Origin of the sequence: Methanocaldococcus fervens AG86 (assembly GCF_000023985.1) — an archaeon.
Classification (GTDB): domain Archaea; phylum AGJL01; class Methanococci; order Methanococcales; family Methanocaldococcaceae; genus Methanocaldococcus; species Methanocaldococcus fervens.
The window spans coordinates 447,651-462,921 of sequence record NC_013156.1; the positions used below are offsets into that span (position 1 = coordinate 447,651).

Consider the following 15,271-nt stretch of genomic DNA (forward strand, 5'->3'; position numbering starts at 1 on the left):
TTAAAATTAGCTCAACAACTCAATAAGTTTCTTTCCAGCCTCTTCCATTGAGGTTTCATAAGGAATTCCATGCTCTTCCAATACTTTCCTTCCAATATCTTCATTTGTTCCCATCATCCTAACTGCAAATTTTATATTTGGATGCTCCTTTAAAACCTCAACAATTCCCTTTGCTACTTCATCACACCTTGTTATTCCCCCCAATATGTTTATAAATATCCCTTTAACATTTTTGTTTTCTAAAACCTTTCTTAAAGCCAATTTTACAGTTTCAGCATCTGCTCCTCCACCAATATCTAAAAAACATGCTGGCTTTCTTCCAAGGTTGTTTATGACATCCATACTTGCCAACGTTAAACCTGCCCCATTACCTATAACGGCTATATCTCCATCCAATTCAACATATGCAAACGGCAGTTTTTCTTTATTTTTAAATTCTTCAAATTCTTCATATCTATGTCTAAACGCTGCATCGTCGTCTAAGTGTATAACGGCATCAGCTGCATAGACATTTTTATCTTTGGTTATAACTAAAGGGTTTATCTCGACCATTGTAGCATCCCAATCTTTAAATATCTTGTATAACTTGTAGATGATGTCTGCAACCTTTCCTATCTCCTCACTTGGCACTTTTGCCTCTTTAACTATCCACCTTGCAACATAAGGTAAAAATGGCTTCTTAACATCTACATGGTATTTTACAATTTTTTCTGGCTCTTTTTCAGCAATTTCTTCAATATCCACCCCACCTTTTGTAGAGAAAATAATCAATGGCTTTTTAGCATCTCTATCAACAATGATGGAAACATAATATTCCTTCTCTATTGGTAATTTTTCCTCAACTAAAATTTTCTCTACTTTTTCTCCTTTAACCTCTTTATTAAAAAGCTCCTCAGCCTTTTTTATAAACTCCTCCTTATTTGATGCAAATAAAATTCCTCCAGCTTTTCCCCTACCGCCAACCAAAACCTGAGCTTTTAAAACAACCTCTTTATCTATATCTATGTTGCTTAAGTCATCTTCCTTTGATATTAAAAAGCTCTCGGGTACTGGGATACCATACTCTTTAAATATATTTTTTGCTTCATATTCATGTAACTTCATCTTATCACCTTTAAATAGTGAGCTAATTTAAATAATTACAAAATAATTATATAAAAAATTTGGTGATGTTATGGAAATTCCAAAAACACATCCAAGATATGAATCTTTGATAAAGAGGGAAAAGGTTGTTGAGGCATTGGATAAAGGTATTTTAGCAAAAGCTGGACTTATAGCTCATGGCAGAGGGGAGATGTTTGATTATTTAATTGGTGAAAAGACAGTTCCAACAGCTTTAGAGGCTATAAAGGCAGCTTCAGCTTTGTTAGTTTTGGCTAAAAATCCAGTGATAAGTGTTAATGGAAATACTGTGGCTTTGGCTATAGATGAGGTTGTTGAATTAGCTAAAGAGCTGAATGGAAAGATTGAGGTTAATCTATTTTACAGAACTAAAGAGAGGGAATTAGCTATAAAAAGAGCTTTTGAAGAAAAATTTAAAGATGATATTGAAAAAGGAAGGATAAAGATTTTAGGTATTGACGATGCAAATAAGCAGATTCCAAATTTAGACAGTTTGAGGGGGAAGGTTTCTGAAGAAGGGATATATACTGCCGATGTAGTTTTAGTCCCATTAGAGGATGGAGATAGGGCTGAGGCATTGGTTAAGATGGGAAAAAAGGTTATAGCTATTGATTTAAATCCATTATCAAGAACTGCAAGGAAATCAACGATAACGATAGTTGATGAACTAACGAGGGCTTTACCTTTATTAATAAAATACGTTAGGGAATTTAAAAATAAGGATAGGGAGGAGCTTTTAAAGATTGTTGAAAACTTTGATAACAAAAAAAATTTGAAGGAAATGATTGATTATATTGCTGATAGGTTGAAAAGCTTAGATTTAGATGAATTATAAATTTGTGATAGCTATGAAGATAGTTTGGTGCATTACTGGAGCTGGGCATTTGTTAAGGGAGAGCTTTGAAGTAATGAAAATATTGAAGGAAGAGATTGAAGATTTAAAGGTAACAACTTTAGTTTCAAGGGCTGGGGAGGAAGTAGTTAAGATGTATGGTTTGTTTGGGGAGCTTTACAATATATCAAATGGAAATTACTATGAAGAGCTTATATTGGAGAGAGAACATCCTTACTCCTCCCCAATAACTGGAAGGTTGAGCTTAGGGAAGTATGATTATTTAATATCATCCCCAACAAGTGGGAATACAGTTGCTAAGGTTGTCAATGGAATAGCAGATAGCTTGGTGACAAATGCAATAGCTCAGGCAGGGAAGGGGTTTGTTAAATCCTTAATTGTACCTGTTGATTATAAAGAAGGGATTGTTAAAACAAAACTTCCATATTCAGTTGATAAAAGTAAGTGTAAGCTTTGCTTAAAATGTATTGATGCATGTCCAAATGGTGCTATAATTAAAAGAGATGGATTCGTTGAGATATCCATACATAAATGCTTAGGATGTGGAAATTGCAAAAAAATCTGCCCATATAATGCAATAGTTGAAGGAAAGGAGATTAAGATGAGAGTTAGAAAAATAGATGCTGAAAATACGAGAAGATTGAAGGAATTGGAAGATGTTATAGTATTAAAGCACCCTTACGAAATCTTAGAATTTTTTAATACAAAAAAGTAAGAGAGGATTGTTATGGAGTTTATTATAAAAGCTAAAGGGCATAAGAATGTCTCAGCTACCCATAAAACTACATTGGAAATTACAAAAGAAAATTATCTAACTCCAACTGGGCACTGCATTATTGGGATAAATGCAGATAAATCGATGGCCGATTTTAGTGAAGAGTTTAAAGAGAAGCTGAGAAATGCTAAAAAAATAGTAGTTGAGATTGAGGTTGAAGGAATAAAGGATGTAATAGTTGGAGAAGGACATAAAGATTTGATTTTAAATCATCCTACAGATATTGTTATTAGAAAAAGTAATTATATCTGCCCAAGGACGTTGATGATTAAAGCCAACAAAGCAGCAAAAGATATTAATAGAGAGATAGTAAAAAAATTAAAAGAAGGGAAAGATTTGATTTTTAAGATAATTATTTAGAGGTGAAACTATGAAGATAAAAGTTGGTGTATTGGGAGCTACAGGTAGCGTTGGGCAGAGATTTATTCAATTGTTGGCAAATCACCCAATGTTTGAATTAACTGCTTTAGCAGCATCTGAAAGAAGTGCAGGTAAAAAGTATAAGGATGCATGCTACTGGTTCCAAGATAAGGATATTCCAGAAAATATAAAAGATATGGTTGTTATTCCAACAGACCCTAAGCATAAGGAGTTTGAGGATGTTGATATTGTTTTCTCAGCCCTTCCAGCAGATTTAGCTAAGAAGTATGAGCCAGAATTTGCTAAAGAAGGGAAGTTGGTTTTCTCAAATGCATCAGCTTATAGGATGGAAGAAGATGTCCCATTGGTAATTCCAGAGGTTAATGGGGATCATTTAGAGTTGATAGAGATTCAGAGGGAGAAGAGAGGTTGGGATGGAGCTATTATAACAAACCCAAACTGCTCAACTATCTGTGCTGTCATAACCTTAAAACCAATAATGGATAAATTTGGATTAGAGGCTGTTTTTATAGCAACAATGCAGGCAGTTAGTGGAGCTGGCTACAATGGAGTTCCATCAATGGGGATATTGGACAACTTAATCCCGTATATAAAAAATGAAGAAGAAAAAATGCAAACAGAAAGCTTAAAGTTGTTAGGAACATTAAAGGATGGTAAAGTTGAGTTGGCTAAATTTAAGTTAAGTGCTTCATGTAATAGAGTGGCTGTTATAGATGGGCATACTGAAAGCATATTTGTTAAAACAGAGGACGGGGCTGAACCAGAGGAAATTAAAGAAGCTATGGATAAATTTGACCCATTAAAGGATTTAAACCTCCCAACATACGCTAAACCAATTGTTATTAGGGAAGAGGTTGACAGACCACAACCAAGATTGGATAGAAATACAGGAAATGGAATGAGTATTGTTGTTGGTAGAATTAGGAAGGATCCAATATTTGATGTTAAATATACTGCATTGGAGCATAACACAATTAGGGGAGCTGCAGGGGCTAGTGTTTTAAACGCTGAGTACTTTGTTAAAAAATATCTCTAAGCTATTCTCTATTTAATATCTTCTCAAAATTAATTTCAGTTGGATATTTTCCAGTTAAACAGGCTAAGCATAAATCCTTCCTACCAATAGCTTTAACCAATCCCTCTAACGATATGTATCCAACAGAATCAGCTCCAATATCTTTTGCTATCTCTTCCTCTGTTTTGTTTGAGGCAATAAGCTCTTTTTTTGTAGCCATATCTATTCCATAATAGCAGGGAGATATAATTTTAGGACATCCTATCCTTAAATGAACTTCCTTAGCTCCAGCCTTTCTAACCATATTTACAATTCTTTTTGAGGTGGTTCCTCTAACAATGCTATCATCAACTAAAACAACTCTCTTCCCTTCCAATACACTTTTTATTGGGCTTAATTTTAACCTAACAGCTAATTCCCGCTCAGTCTGTGAAGGCAGAATAAACGTTCTACCAACATACTTGTTTTTCATCAAACCTACACAATATGGAATTCCCGACTCTTTAGAGAATCCTAAGGCAAATGCAACACCTGAATCTGGAATTGGAGACACTACATCAGCATCTACAGGATGTTCTTTAGCTAAAATCTCCCCAATCCTTTTCCTAACTTTATATACGCTGATTCCATCAATTGTTGAATCAGGCCTTGCAAAGTAAACGTATTCAAACATGCATGTAGTGGCTTTATTGTATATAGCTGGTATGTCAACATCTACAGGGCTATACTCTACAACATCATAATCTAATTTGTGGGAGATTAGCTCTCCATTTTTAATCTCAATAATCTCTCCTGGCTCTACATCCCTAATAAACTCAGCATCTAATGTTGTTAGTGCACAGTCTTCTGATGATATGTAGATATTGCTATCATCTCTTCCAATACACAATGGTTTAAAGCCCCAAGGGTCTCTAACTGCTATTAAAGAGTCGTTAAACATTATTAAGAGTGAATAAGCCCCTACAAGCTTTTTTAATGTATTTTTTATTGCTTCAATCCTATCAGATGTTTTTAAAAGCTCCCTAACTAAAAGCTGTGCTATAACTTCAGAATCTGTTGAAGATGTGAACATATGCCCTTTTCTTTCCAACTCTCTCCTTAATTCATTTGAATTTACTAAATCTCCATTATGGGCTATAGCAATACTACCAAACGAACTTTTAACAACAAACGGCTGGCAGTTCTCGACAGCCTTTCCTCCAGTTGTTGAATACCTCACATGTCCAATTCCTATATAACCCAATAAATTCTGCAAGGTTTCATTTCTAAAAACTTCTGTAACCAATCCAATATTTTTATAGTAATAGATGTTTTTTCCATCACTTGTGGCAATTCCAGCTCCTTCCTGCCCCCTATGCTGTAAAGCAAACAATCCGTAATAAATGCTCTTAGCCACGTTTATTTCATCGTAAGAGTAAGCTCCAAATATCCCGCACATGTTGAATACCCTTTTTGATTTTTATTATAAAAATCAAAAATAGATTAAAATTAAAATTAAATTTTAGTTAATTATTCAAGTATAATACACCATAGGAGCAAAGCCCCTATTGGTATACCAGGATGCATCGCCTCGCTAACGCTTGGCAATGCCTCTTAAAAGGTACCTATCTCTTTACTACTTTATTCAAGTATAATAAACTTCTCGTTATATTTTACAACAGATTTTCCAACGATTTTATTTCCGTTAACTTCTAAGCCATCTACAACCCTACCTATTACCTGAGCTGGGATATTGTATTTATTAGCTATTCTTATAACCTTATCTGCATCTTCCTCCTCAACAATTACGCAGAATCCAATACCCATGTTGAAAGTTCTAAACATCTCTTCATCTGGAACATTTCCTAATCTTTGAATCTCTTTAAATATCGGCAGAGGTTCTGGGATGTTGTCTATATAGTAGGTTACCTTGTCATTTAACCTCTTAAGCTTTCTAAAACTACCTCCAGTTATGTGGGCTAAGCCCTTAACCTTTATCTCTTCATCTCTAACCATCTCTAAAATTGGCTTTACATAAATCCTTGTTGGTGTTAAAAGTTCTTCAGCAACAGTCTTTCCATAAGAGAGCTTATCATGAACATCTAATTTGGCTATATCGAAAAATACCTTCCTTGCTAAAGACAACCCATTGCTGTGTATTCCAGAGCTCCTTAAACCAACAATCACATCTCCTGGCTTTACATCCTTTCCAGTTATAACTTCATCTTTTTTAACAACTGCTAAAACAGTTCCAGCCAAATCAATGCCTTTAATCATATCTGGTAGTGTGGCAGTTTCTCCACCAACAATATTTATATTCGCCTCTTTAGCCCCTTCATTCAATCCTTTCCCAATTTGCTCAGCTATCTCTTCGGTTATATGTCCAACTGCCAAGTAATCAACCAAAGCAATTGGCTCTGCTCCAATACAAATTGCATCATTTACATTCATAGCAATCATATCAATTCCAACTGTATCAAATTTATTAGCCATCTCTGCAACTATCATCTTACTTCCAACACCATCAGTAGATAAAACTAAATAATAATCTCCAAATTCAACAGCTCCTGCATAATGCAATCCTAATTCAGCTGGTTTTATATCACTTCTTTTAAACTTTATTTGTGAGACTATGGCTTTAATTATCCTATCTTCATGTGATATATCTACTCCAGTATCTTTGTAAGTAACCATAACTACCTCCTCAAATTATCTTTTCAATAAAACGTTTTCTCCAACTTCTACACCAATGTTAATAGCTACTGGCCTACATTTAGCTTTTAATATATGGTAGATTGGCTTATCTATCTTATACTCTGTTAAACTCTCATAATTACCCATTCCCTTAGCTATAATTAAATCAGCACTCTCAAATTCTTTTAAAAACTCTTCCGAACATTCCTCTAAAATAATCCCTATAACGTCTGAGCCAGTTGTTATTACCTTAGCTACCTCATCAATCTTTGCTATCTTCGCATCTTCTAATGTGGCATCGTTTAGAATTGGTTTTCCTTTAACAACTGCAACAACATCTTTACCATATTTTTTAATCTCTTCTATTAAAACTTTATCAAATATGATCTCTCCAGCGTTATCACATATGTACAAAATCTTTTTTATATCTTTATTCTTTAAATCATTTAAAAGCTCTTTGCTATTATCTATCTTTAAATCTCCATTTAATGTATCTTCAATTAACTTTTCAACATTTATTCCAGTGCTGTAAGCTCCAAAATCAATAACATTTCCTGCTATTGTTGCTAAAACCTTCTTTCTCAATCTCTCAAGCTCATCATCTACACTACACATTTCCCTAACTTTATCCAAATACTGTAAAGCTATTTTATTAGCATTGTCTTTTAATTTTTTATAAGGATCGTTATTTCCGCTAATTCTTTTTAAATATCTATGAACTACAGTTCCCATCCATGCTGGAACTGCATTTTCCCCATAAACATCCTTAATAACGTCCATAGTACTTTTTATTAATTTAAATTGCTCTTTCTCATCTTCTGTTATTTCATTAGTGGCATCAACCACCTGCCTTATTATACAGATTGCACACTCTGGTTTTATCTTCATAGTATCACCGTAAAAAATAAATTATAAATAATGCTAAAACTTTAAAATATTTGGAGATAAATATGATCAACTTTGAAGTATTTAAAGAATTCTTATTAAATCTTATAAAAGATTATGGGTATTTTGGAATATTCTTAGCAGGATTTTCTGAGCCAATATTCCAGCCGTTTCCAACAGAGATATTTATTGTTTCAGGTATTTTATTGGGATTGGACTGGGTTTTAGTTTTAATTGTCTCAACAGTTGCATGCAATGTTGGAGCGGCAATTACATATTATCTTGCAAAAAATTATGGAGAATGGTTAATGCTAAAATTATTTGATGAAGAAAAAATAAGAAAAGGGACTATTCATTTCAAAAAATGGGGAGTCTTAGGGATTATAATTGCAAGTTTTACTCCAATTCCTTTTGAAGTCATATGCTGGATTTGCGGTAGTTTTGAAATGCCTTTTGAAAGATACATGTTTGCAGTATTTTTAAGTAGGTTAATTAGGCATGGAATGGTTATTTTACCATTTGCTTTGAAAAATCATATAATTTTGATTAATACTTGACATAAAAATTTTAATAAACACAGATTTATACTAAAAAAGGGTAATTATGGTTTGGTGATAAAATATGTGTTTGGCAATTCCATGTAAAGTCGTTGAAATTATAGAAGAGGATGGAGAAAAATACGCGATAGCTGAGTATAAAGGAGTTAAGCAAAAGGCAAAATTAACACTCTTAGATAAAGAGGTTAAAATAGGAGATTACATATTAATACACACAGGTTATGCTTTAGAGGTTTTAAGCGAAGAAGATGCTAAATTAAGTTTAGACGCTTGGGAAGAATTATTTAAAGCATTAGAAGAGATGGAACAATAGATTTTAATTTATTTAAATAAAATTTAAAAAAGAGATTTCTCTTTTTATTCTGGTTCAACCTTTACAGCTCCTGTTGGGCAAACATCTTCACAAACTCCACAGTAACTGCAATCTTCAGGTCTTGCAACAACTACTTTGTCTCCTTCAATTTCAAAAACTTCCATTGGGCAGTTGTTTGCACACTCTGCACATTCAGCTCCCTTACATAAGTTGTAATCTATTGTTACAGCCATTATTACCACCTCTAAGGTTTTAGTTAATTTTAAAATTAAAACTATAATTCCCATTTTCATTATAAATAATTATCGGAAAAATAAAAAATAGACAAAAACCTAAAACCTCCTTATATTTGGATTAACTGTCGCTCTTTCTATATTCCAAACTTCATTCAGCACATTTGAGGAGAGAGAAGGTCTTAAGAAAGGCACTTTAAAGCTAACTGCTATGTGGGCAAATGATGAGTTATTTCCAAATATTACAGGATAAGGCCCCTTATCCATAATGTAATTTATATAGTAATACATCTCAGTTATTGTCCCCATCTCATAAGGAAAAACCTTAACAAAATCGCTCTCTTCATAAATACTCTCAGTGCATAAAAATCCATCAAATTCTACAGGCTCCTCAACCTCTAAATAATCAATTTGGGATAAATCTTTATCTTTAACAATATCTTTTTTGGTGCTAAGCCCCAATAATATATCTAAATCCTCATCCTCTTTAATCTCATCTATCAGCTCTCTAATTTTTGGAATCTCATTAAAAACATCTTTGCATACATAGGCCCCATTGATATTTACAACATCATAATCCTCTGACAAAATATCTGAAAGCTTTAGATTCAAATTAACGATATCCTCTATAGATTCAGCCATAACTATTGGAAATAATTCATTGTTATTTTTATCAGCCAATATTCCAGATGCTACTATAGGCAAATCTGTAGTTAAAGCCCCTCCTAAAAATTTAAATAATGGGATGTCTAAGCTGTTTGAAGCTGCCCTCGCTACACTAATAGAAATCCCCATTGTCACATTTGGGTTGTTGGCTGAGGTCTCACAAATCAATGTATCTATAAAATCAATATCTGTTGCAGGATATCCAATAAGTTCTGGGGCTATAACATTTTCAACATCAGCTATTGCCTCTTCTGGATTATCTACCTCAATGATATCATACCCAATGGAGACATTTGTCATTGTTGTGATCATTACCTTAATTTTAGCTCCTTTAAAAACTTCTTTTGCACTTATTTTTTCAATAATAACATTTGTCAATTACATCCACCTCAATTAAAAAATTTGAAAAAATAAGATGGTTATGCTTTTACAGGTCTTATTGGCTTTAATGGCATAGGGCTTACACCCTATTGCTATATCTCAGAGCGAGGTTACCTTTGGCAATCCCACTATAATTACGCGGTTATGCCTTTACAGGTCTTATCGGTTTTAATGGGACTTTTCCTTGCTCAATCTCTTCATAAGCTATTTTTAATGAGCTGTCTTGTTTTGTTTCAATGGTTGCATAGGCTCCATTTGATATCTGCAAACTTCTCGCTCCAAGTATTCTTGCAATCTCAAATTTTGTTAATCTCAACATATCACCCATAAAAAATAATAATTTTGGTAAAAAATGGTGGGGCCGCCGGGACTTGAACCCGGGTCGCACGCCCCCCAAGCGCACAGGATGTCCAGGCTACCCCACGGCCCCTAAAAATTTAAAATATTTATAAAAGCTTTTCATCGTGAGCTATCATCTCATCTATAATCTCCTTTCCATCTTCACTTATTCTGTAAGAGATAAACATTCTTCTACAGCAGTACTTTTTAATTCCTAAATCATCTAAAACATCTTTTGGATTTTCTCCTTTTAAAACTCTTTCTTTATACTCTTCAAAAACTTCAGCAATAACATTACCACAGGAAAAACATCTGATAGGAAACATCATGTTTCTCACCCAAATAAAAAGAAAAAAATAATATTTTTTCCAAAGATGTAGAAGGGTTTATCTGTATGACTTCTGTCTCTTTGCTCTTGGACCCTTTGTAGATCTGCTTGGTTTGTGTGGCTCGGTTCTTCTTGCATCGCTAACCAACAATGTTCTATCGTAAGCTAAGAATTTATCTCTCAACTCTTTACTACCTGTAAATTCAACAATTGCCTTACCAATAGCTGTTCTGGCAGCATCCATTTGTCCCATTACTCCTCCTCCCTTAACTGTAACGTCAATGTCCATTTGGCTAATGACTTCTTCTCCAGCTAATAAAATTGGCTCCATTAACTTCATTCTTTTGTATTTAGGCTCAATTAATTCGATTGGTATCTTGTTTATTCTTATCCTTCCTTTCCCTTCTCTTGCAACTGCTCTCGCAATAGCCCTTTTTCTCTTACCAACTGTTATGACAATTTTCCCCATTTAATCACCTCAGAATTTCGCTCCTAAGTGTTTGCTTAACTCAGCCAATGTAATGTATTTTGTTGTGTTTAACTTGTGGCTTATTTTTTCATCAACTGTTAAGTTTTTAGGGTTTCCAACAAATACCTTAACCCTTTTAAATGCCTCTCTTCCTTTTGCCTTTTTGTATGGAAGCATTTTTCTTATTGTTCTTCTTAATATATCATCTGGTCTTCTTGGGAATTTTGGGCCAAATCTTCTTGGGTTAGCGACGTTTTTCTTTTCTCTCTCTTCTTGGTAGGTTTTTATAATCCAATCCCTATTACCTGTAATAACTACCTTCTCAGCATTTACAATGATAATTTCTTCTCCTCTCAAAGCTCTTTTTGCTACTTCTGAAGCCAATCTTCCCAATATTGCTCCTTCAGCATCGATTACTGTCATTATTATCACCGTGTTTTATGCCATAATTTTAACATTTGATCCTTTTGGATTTTTCTTTATTAATTCTTCAATTGTTATTGCCTCTCCACCAGCTTCTTTTATCAATTTTTTAGCTGTTTCTGAAAACGCAAATGCTGCAACAACAACTTTATGCTCTAATTTTCCAGCACCTAAAACCTTACCAGGAACTAAGACAACATCTCCATCTTTTGTGTATCTATTTATCTTACTTAAGTTTACTTCAGCTCTTCTCCTTCTTGGTTTTGCTAACCTTCTTGCTACATCTTTCCAAATCTTTGCCTGGTTTTTGTAACTTTCTTCCTTCAACATCTCAATTAACTTAACCAATCTTGGGTTTGTAGCTGTTATCTTTTTCATAATCTCACCGTGTTTTCAAACCTTTCAAAATTTTTAAGGTTTGATAAAAAATATTTTTATTGTTCAAGTAATTCTAGCTGTTGTAAGAAACTTTCAGCTTTATTTTTTAGTATTTTAACAGCTTCTTCTAAGATTTCTTCTGCTTCCATTTGTCCAAATGTTTCAACGAAGAATTCTACTTCATCTTCAGAAATTTGCTTATAAACTGCATTGCATGGTTGCCATTTTGCATGAACCTTTCCAATGCCAGGAACAGCTTCACATTCAATCTGTATTTTTTGCCCATTACCTAATTTAACAATTGGAATGTTTTTAAAGGCAACTTCCCCATTTTCTGATTTCAAGTCTGATGAATAAACTGTGCATGGCCCTTCTTTTTCTAAGGTGAATGTTATAATCTCATTTTCCAATAAAGGCTTTCCTTTAATTGGAATTAAACCTAACCTATGGGCTATAATCTCATCATCCATTGATGATGAGTTCTCAAATATATAAACATCCTCTATTGCATAAGTAGGAACTTCTGAAATCATTATCCTTCTAATAGCATTGGAAAATGAAATTGGGGCTTTTAAAGAAAAAATAAACTCCTCCCCAATTCTTGTTTTTCTTTTCTCTTTGATTGTAATCAAAGATTACCACCTTTACTTTTTGAAAGCCTTCTTAGGTGTTGTTCCATCGTGTGGAACTGGTGTGACATCTTCAATTCTTCCAATTCTTAATCCAGCTCTTGCTAAAGCTCTAATTGCAGCTTGAGCTCCAGGTCCTGGGTTTTTCTGTCCACTTCCCCCTGGAGCTCTAACTTTTATGTGAATGTTTTCAATTCCCCTCTCCTTTAACATTTCTGCCAATTTAAATGCTGCCTGCATTGCCGCGTAAGGTGAACCCTCATCTCTCTGGTTTCTTGTAACCATCCCACCAGAGATTCTTGCAATTGTCTCAGCTCCTGTAATATCTGTTGCATGAATTATTGTGTTGTTGTATGATGAATAAATGTGGACAATCCCCCATTTTTCTTTTTTCTGTTCTGCCATAGTGTTTCACCTTATTATAATTTTTATTCGGTCTCTTGTGTTTCCTCTACTAATCCAACGATTTTAGCTCTTTCTGGATGGTTTTCATCATTGAATGGGGAGTTTTTAGCATAAGTAATTTTGTCCTCTTCTTCAACTGTTACCAAGTAGCTTGGAGCAGTAACAACTCTCCCGTTAACTGCTATATGTCCATGGACTATTAACTGTCTTGCTTGTCTTGGTGTCCTTGCCAATCCCTTTCTAAATACAAGTGTTTGTAATCTTCTCTCTAAAATGTCTTCAACTGTTAATGATAAAACGTCATCCAATGTTGGGTTTTCAACTTTTAATATGTTGTATTTTTTCAATACGTTGAAGAGCTGAACTGCCTCTTTAGCCCCTTGCTCTGTTCTGTCGCTAATCAATCTTCTTGCCTGCCTTCTGTATTTTCTCAAAATTGTTTCTGCTTTCCAAACTTCTCTCTTTCTTCTTAAACCATACTTTCTACATAACTCTTTTTCTCTCTCAATTCTTTCCTTAATCCATGGATGGTTTGGTGTTTCGTATGTCTTTTTAAATCTTCTCCTTGGATCTCCCATCTAATCACCTTCAGAAATTTTTTAAGTGTTTTAATTAGTTTATTTCTTTCTTCTTGAAACTCCAACTGTTTGTCCTCTTCTAAATGTACTCTTTGTTCTTTGTCCTCTACATGGCAATCCAAGCTCGTGTCTGATACCTCTGTAACATCTGACTCTCTTCAATCTGTTTATATCTTCCTGTTTTACAACCATTAAATCACTTTCAATAACGTGTTTGTCTTCTCCAGTAACGTAATCCTTTCTTCTGTTAAACATCCATGATGGGATTCCAAATTTAGCAGGGTCTGCCAATATTTCTTCAATTTTCTTAACTTCTTCATCTGTTAAGTAACCAGCTAATTTATCAGGATCTAATTTAGCAACTCTTACAATAGCTCTTGCCATTGCCTCTCCAACACCGTAGATGTCCTGGAGAGCCATTATTAACTTCTTGTTTCCATCTAAATCTGTCCTTGAAACTCTAATTAAGTATTTAAATTCAGGATTTTGCATATTCTCGGTCAAGGTTGCACCTCCATAATTCGTGTTTTATAGTAAATAATTAAAAAATAAAAAGAAGTGGCGCGGAGGGGGGGATTTGAACCCCCGCGGGGCAAAGCCCCATGGGATCTCCAGTCCCACGCCTTGGCCGGGCTAGGCTACCTCCGCTCTAAACGTGTTTCATTTTTATATAAATGGTCATGTTTATGATAATGTACGTATAGTTATATAATATTTTCGGTTTTTAATGATTGGTTTATAATTGGATGCTTTGGTATATATACCTAATCCTCAAAAATAAATTATAATCAAAAATTTAAAAATTTTGCTTACTTCATTTACCACTAATTTCCATTATTTTCTTTTTCATTGGCAGAGTTATGATTGGTTTTTCAGGGATTAAACCAGATGGCTTATAATACAGGATGAGAAGCATTAAAACTCCAAATAACATATAGGAGAGCCAAACAGGCTCAAATGGAATATTCAGGGAATATTTTAAGTTGTATTTATAAACGTCCAATAACACCTTAACTATAACATAGCATAAAACTCCCAGAGCCACACCTTTATTATTCCCCTTTCCTCCCAATAAAATCATCAAAAATGGGAAAAATGTCCATTCAACCCTTGTAAATGCATTAGCTACAATATTTACAGTATATAATGAATATAAAGCCCCAGCAATTGCCCCTACCGCAGAGCCAATGGCAACTGTTTTTATTCTCAACCTCATTATGTCTCTACCAAAAGCTTTAACAGTATCTTCATTTTCCCTCATCGCCCTCAATATCCTACCAAATGGTGTATTTAACAACCTCTCAAAGAACAAATAAGCTAAAAATGCAATGAATAAAACTATTCCCGTGAATACCCAGCCCCTATACTCCCCAGATACAAACGCTAAGATGTCAGGTGTTGAAACCCCATAATAACCTCCAATTATATTTAGGTTGTAAGTACAAACTAAAAACACAGTTTCGCTTATAGCTAATAATGTAACACCCAAATAATCTTCTTTTAACTTAGCGCTTGGGAGGATAAAAATTGCTCCAACTATAAATCCAAGGATTGAAGCTAATATTATGGTCAATATTAAAATCCCAATCCCTACTATTGGATTTGAGGCAATTAAATCATTTATCATAGATGTTGCATAAGTACTTCCCTCAATTAACCCTCCTCCAACACCATAATATAGCATTAACAACCTATTTAAAATCCCTCCAACTGCGATAGCTCCAACCAATACTGATAAAGCTTTTCCAAAGTTAGGGATTCCAGCATAACCAAATTCCATGTTTAAAGATAATGAAACAATGTAATATATCCCAAACCATAATAAAATCAGTGAAATTAGTTCAATAATCATAATTTTTCACCTCAAA

The 15,271-nt window shown here is 34.0% G+C and carries 22 protein-coding genes and 2 tRNA genes; 6 read left to right on the top strand and 18 right to left on the bottom strand.

All coding sequences use genetic code 11. From position 1 onward, the window contains the following. Nucleotides 1–6 precede the first annotated feature (6 nt). Nucleotides 7–1,104 carry an ADP-forming succinate--CoA ligase subunit beta gene (sucC, locus tag MEFER_RS02360; protein ID WP_015791033.1) on the bottom strand — a complete coding sequence of 366 codons (1,098 nt, stop codon included), beginning with the start codon at nucleotides 1,102–1,104 and terminating at the stop codon, nucleotides 7–9. A 70-nt stretch (nucleotides 1,105–1,174) separates the two neighbouring features. Here sucC and MEFER_RS02365 point away from each other — a divergent pair, with 70 nt between their 5' ends. The 4 genes from MEFER_RS02365 to asd are packed head-to-tail and all read left to right on the top strand — an operon-like array spanning nucleotide 1,175 to nucleotide 4,167. Next, complete coding sequence (locus MEFER_RS02365) at nucleotides 1,175–1,957, top strand: 4-phosphopantoate--beta-alanine ligase (RefSeq protein ID WP_015791034.1); 783 nt, start codon at nucleotides 1,175–1,177, stop codon at nucleotides 1,955–1,957. A 13-nt stretch (nucleotides 1,958–1,970) separates the two neighbouring features. Beyond that, on the top strand, nucleotides 1,971–2,690 hold the full coding sequence (locus MEFER_RS02370; RefSeq protein ID WP_048056290.1) for a dihydromethanopterin reductase (acceptor): 720 nt from the start codon (nucleotides 1,971–1,973) through the stop codon (nucleotides 2,688–2,690). 12 nt (nucleotides 2,691–2,702) lie between these two features. Next, nucleotides 2,703–3,110 (top strand): DUF371 domain-containing protein, encoded by a 408-nt coding sequence (locus tag MEFER_RS02375; protein ID WP_015791036.1) that lies wholly within the window; start codon nucleotides 2,703–2,705, stop codon nucleotides 3,108–3,110. 10 nt (nucleotides 3,111–3,120) lie between these two features. Further along, nucleotides 3,121–4,167, top strand: coding sequence for an aspartate-semialdehyde dehydrogenase (asd, locus tag MEFER_RS02380; RefSeq protein WP_015791037.1), 1,047 nt, complete (start codon nucleotides 3,121–3,123; stop codon nucleotides 4,165–4,167). 1 nt (nucleotide 4,168) lies between these two features. Here the strand turns inward: asd and purF are convergent, their stop codons facing one another. From purF to MEFER_RS02395, 3 genes are all read right to left on the bottom strand, one after another. Next, a complete protein-coding gene (gene purF / locus MEFER_RS02385; protein WP_015791038.1) occupies nucleotides 4,169–5,584 on the bottom strand; it encodes an amidophosphoribosyltransferase in 1,416 nt (471 codons plus the stop codon). 182 nt (nucleotides 5,585–5,766) lie between these two features. After that, nucleotides 5,767–6,819 carry a phosphoribosylformylglycinamidine cyclo-ligase gene (gene purM / locus MEFER_RS02390; protein ID WP_015791039.1) on the bottom strand — a complete coding sequence of 351 codons (1,053 nt, stop codon included), beginning with the start codon at nucleotides 6,817–6,819 and terminating at the stop codon, nucleotides 5,767–5,769. Between the two features lie 15 nt (nucleotides 6,820–6,834). After that, nucleotides 6,835–7,707, bottom strand: a complete 873-nt coding sequence (locus MEFER_RS02395) for a damage-control phosphatase ARMT1 family protein (protein WP_015791040.1) — start codon at nucleotides 7,705–7,707, stop codon at nucleotides 6,835–6,837. Between the two features lie 62 nt (nucleotides 7,708–7,769). Here MEFER_RS02395 and MEFER_RS02400 point away from each other — a divergent pair, with 62 nt between their 5' ends. After that, on the top strand, nucleotides 7,770–8,261 hold the full coding sequence (locus tag MEFER_RS02400; protein ID WP_015791041.1) for a YqaA family protein: 492 nt from the start codon (nucleotides 7,770–7,772) through the stop codon (nucleotides 8,259–8,261). Nucleotides 8,262–8,325: 64 nt separating this feature from the next. Further along, a complete protein-coding gene (locus MEFER_RS02405; RefSeq protein ID WP_015791042.1) occupies nucleotides 8,326–8,574 on the top strand; it encodes a HypC/HybG/HupF family hydrogenase formation chaperone in 249 nt (82 codons plus the stop codon). A gap of 44 nt (nucleotides 8,575–8,618) precedes the next feature. Here MEFER_RS02405 and MEFER_RS02410 read toward each other — a convergent pair whose 3' ends face one another. From MEFER_RS02410 to MEFER_RS02475, 14 genes are all read right to left on the bottom strand, one after another. Continuing rightward, nucleotides 8,619–8,807 (bottom strand): 4Fe-4S dicluster domain-containing protein, encoded by a 189-nt coding sequence (locus MEFER_RS02410; protein ID WP_048056291.1) that lies wholly within the window; start codon nucleotides 8,805–8,807, stop codon nucleotides 8,619–8,621. Nucleotides 8,808–8,906: 99 nt separating this feature from the next. Then, entirely contained in the window at nucleotides 8,907–9,851 is a 945-nt protein-coding gene (locus tag MEFER_RS02415; protein WP_015791044.1) for a hypothetical protein, read from the bottom strand. Nucleotides 9,852–9,996: 145 nt separating this feature from the next. After that, nucleotides 9,997–10,170, bottom strand: a complete 174-nt coding sequence (locus tag MEFER_RS02420) for a DNA-directed RNA polymerase subunit K (protein WP_048056408.1) — start codon at nucleotides 10,168–10,170, stop codon at nucleotides 9,997–9,999. Nucleotides 10,171–10,207: 37 nt separating this feature from the next. After that, a tRNA-Pro gene (locus MEFER_RS02425) sits at nucleotides 10,208–10,284 on the bottom strand. 16 nt (nucleotides 10,285–10,300) lie between these two features. Then, the gene (locus MEFER_RS02430; RefSeq protein WP_048056292.1) at nucleotides 10,301–10,522 is read right to left on the bottom strand and encodes a DNA-directed RNA polymerase subunit N; all 222 of its coding nucleotides are present in this window, start codon (nucleotides 10,520–10,522) and stop codon (nucleotides 10,301–10,303) included. Between the two features lie 57 nt (nucleotides 10,523–10,579). Continuing rightward, a complete protein-coding gene (locus tag MEFER_RS02435; protein ID WP_010869690.1) occupies nucleotides 10,580–10,990 on the bottom strand; it encodes a 30S ribosomal protein S9 in 411 nt (136 codons plus the stop codon). A gap of 9 nt (nucleotides 10,991–10,999) precedes the next feature. Continuing rightward, nucleotides 11,000–11,413 carry a 50S ribosomal protein L13 gene (rplM, locus tag MEFER_RS02440; RefSeq protein WP_015791047.1) on the bottom strand — a complete coding sequence of 138 codons (414 nt, stop codon included), beginning with the start codon at nucleotides 11,411–11,413 and terminating at the stop codon, nucleotides 11,000–11,002. 15 nt (nucleotides 11,414–11,428) lie between these two features. Further along, nucleotides 11,429–11,791 (bottom strand): 50S ribosomal protein L18e, encoded by a 363-nt coding sequence (locus MEFER_RS02445; protein WP_015791048.1) that lies wholly within the window; start codon nucleotides 11,789–11,791, stop codon nucleotides 11,429–11,431. Between the two features lie 56 nt (nucleotides 11,792–11,847). Beyond that, nucleotides 11,848–12,423, bottom strand: a complete 576-nt coding sequence (locus tag MEFER_RS02450) for a DNA-directed RNA polymerase subunit D (protein WP_015791049.1) — start codon at nucleotides 12,421–12,423, stop codon at nucleotides 11,848–11,850. A 12-nt stretch (nucleotides 12,424–12,435) separates the two neighbouring features. Further along, complete coding sequence (locus MEFER_RS02455; protein ID WP_015791050.1) at nucleotides 12,436–12,825, bottom strand: 30S ribosomal protein S11; 390 nt, start codon at nucleotides 12,823–12,825, stop codon at nucleotides 12,436–12,438. 23 nt (nucleotides 12,826–12,848) lie between these two features. After that, nucleotides 12,849–13,403 (bottom strand): 30S ribosomal protein S4, encoded by a 555-nt coding sequence (locus MEFER_RS02460; protein ID WP_015791051.1) that lies wholly within the window; start codon nucleotides 13,401–13,403, stop codon nucleotides 12,849–12,851. Nucleotides 13,404–13,442: 39 nt separating this feature from the next. Next, the gene (locus MEFER_RS02465; RefSeq protein ID WP_015791052.1) at nucleotides 13,443–13,895 is read right to left on the bottom strand and encodes a 30S ribosomal protein S13; all 453 of its coding nucleotides are present in this window, start codon (nucleotides 13,893–13,895) and stop codon (nucleotides 13,443–13,445) included. Between the two features lie 67 nt (nucleotides 13,896–13,962). Beyond that, nucleotides 13,963–14,051 (bottom strand) — tRNA-Ser (locus tag MEFER_RS02470). Nucleotides 14,052–14,217: 166 nt separating this feature from the next. Further along, complete coding sequence (locus tag MEFER_RS02475) at nucleotides 14,218–15,255, bottom strand: branched-chain amino acid ABC transporter permease (RefSeq protein ID WP_015791053.1); 1,038 nt, start codon at nucleotides 15,253–15,255, stop codon at nucleotides 14,218–14,220. Nucleotides 15,256–15,271: the final 16 nt, after the last annotated feature.